Genomic DNA, 1795 nt, shown 5'->3' on the forward strand with positions numbered 1-1795 from the left:
AAACAGCTGCCTTAAACCGGAATGAAATGTATCAAACCCATTCTGTTCATTAATGCAGAATAGATGCAAATGGTATTCTTCAAATAATACTCTCAGATTCTCATCCTCTGGATCAAACTCCATCATATCCGACAGCTTTCTTGGCCCGTCCCATGGTTCCTCCCCACTGTAGAGGCAGATCGTATAAACCGGATGCAGCCTGTCTGATCTCAGGATCCCCGAAAGTCTTTCATCTATGGTGGTTTTCAGTTCTTTCCCAGATTCTTCCTTATGCCTTGCAAGAAGCCTCCGTTCCTGCTTTCTCTCCTTCAGCTGTCTGCTGTATTCTGCGGCATCATAGCTCTCTGAAGCCTCCTCCAGATCCTCTGCCCGGATGACCTGCCTTCCCTGAAAGCAGCTGCCATTGAAGAGATCCGCAAACCGCCTTTTGTCCTGCAGATACGTCTTCATGCACATATCGTATTTTCCCATATGATTCCTCCTTTGCCTGCAGGAGCTTTCTATGGGTTTCGAAAATCCCCTGCCTGTTCAATTTAATGTTGGATTGAAAAGCATGGATTTTCTGATCTTTTAGAATATCAGAGCACTTCCCGGCAGGAAGGCTTCTGATCTTAAGAAAGGACTTTGTCCGAAAATAAGAAAACTTCTATGCTTTGGCTTGAGTGTAGCATAGAAGTTTTCATTATGCAATAAATGTTTTTCCGTTATTTCAGTTTTAGTTCAGGTCACTGCAGGAGCAGCTCCTTTTCACCTCTTCTACAAAAGAAGCCTCACATCCTGCTATGGCACAGATATCCTCTATTTCATATCCCCGATCCAGCATATTTCGGACTACGGTTTTCGTCTTTTCCAAAGTGCCTTCGTTTCTTCCTTCATTTCTGCCTTCTCTTCTGCCCCTTCTTTCTCCCATGATTTCTCTCTCTTCCATCAATTCTTCCAATGCCTGGCACATGTTGTATTCCCCCTCTTCCCCGTTTTCTGTTTTATACTTATCCTTCTTCTGAAGCATTGCTGCATTGTCTGTCATGACTGCTATCGCTTCCCAGGTTTCTTTGCTCAGATGAGAATAAGCTTCATTTTTCATCAGTTCTGACATCTTCTCTTTATATTAGATCCTTTTTCACCTCTTCTACAAATGAAGCCTCACATCCTGCTATGGCACAGATATCCTCTATTTCATATCCCCGATCCAACATATTTCGGACTACGGTTTTTGTCTTTTTTAAACTGCCTTCGTTTCTGCCTTCTCTTCTTCCTTCATTTCTGTTATCCTCCATCAGTTCTTCCAATGCCTGACACATGTTGTACTCCTCCTCTTCCCCGTTTTCTGTTTTATACTTATCCTTCTTCTGAAGCATTGCTGCATTGTCTGTCATGACTGCTATTGCTTCCCAGGTTTCTTTGCTCAGATGAGCATAAGCTTCATTTTTCATCAGCTCTGCCATCCTCTCTTTATCCTTCCGGCAGTTCATCGCACAAAACAGATGCCTTAAACCGGAATGAAATGTATCAAACCCATTCTGTTCATTAATGCAGAATAGATGCAAATGGTATTCTTCAAATAACACTCTCAGATTCTCGTCCTCTGGATCAAACTCCATCATATCTGACAGCTTCCTTGGTCCGTCCCATGGCTCCTCCCCGCTGTAGAGGCAGATCGTATAAACCGGATGCAGCCTGTCTGATCTCAGGATCCCTGAAAGCTTCTCATCTATGGTGGTTTTCAATTCTTCCTCAGATTCTTCCTTATGCCTTCCAAGAAGCCTCCGTTCCTGCTTTCTCTCCTTCAGCTGTC

Annotated in this window: 1 protein-coding gene and 2 pseudogenes; all 3 read right to left on the reverse strand. The window is 43.5% G+C overall.

Features of this window, described 5'->3' with window-relative positions; translation table 11 throughout:
- A pseudogene (locus OCV77_RS16315) lies at window positions 1–471 on the reverse strand (hypothetical protein); the annotation flags it as partial.
- A gap of 244 nt (window positions 472–715) precedes the next feature.
- The gene (locus OCV77_RS16320) at window positions 716–1096 is read right to left on the reverse strand and encodes a hypothetical protein (protein ID WP_262575999.1); all 381 of its coding nucleotides are present in this window, start codon (window positions 1094–1096) and stop codon (window positions 716–718) included.
- Between the two features lie 7 nt (window positions 1097–1103).
- Window positions 1104–1795, reverse strand: a pseudogene (locus tag OCV77_RS16325) (hypothetical protein); the annotation flags it as partial.

The sequence above is a fragment of the Suilimivivens aceti genome, from assembly GCF_025567405.1.
Lineage (GTDB): Bacteria > Bacillota > Clostridia > Lachnospirales > Lachnospiraceae > Suilimivivens > Suilimivivens aceti.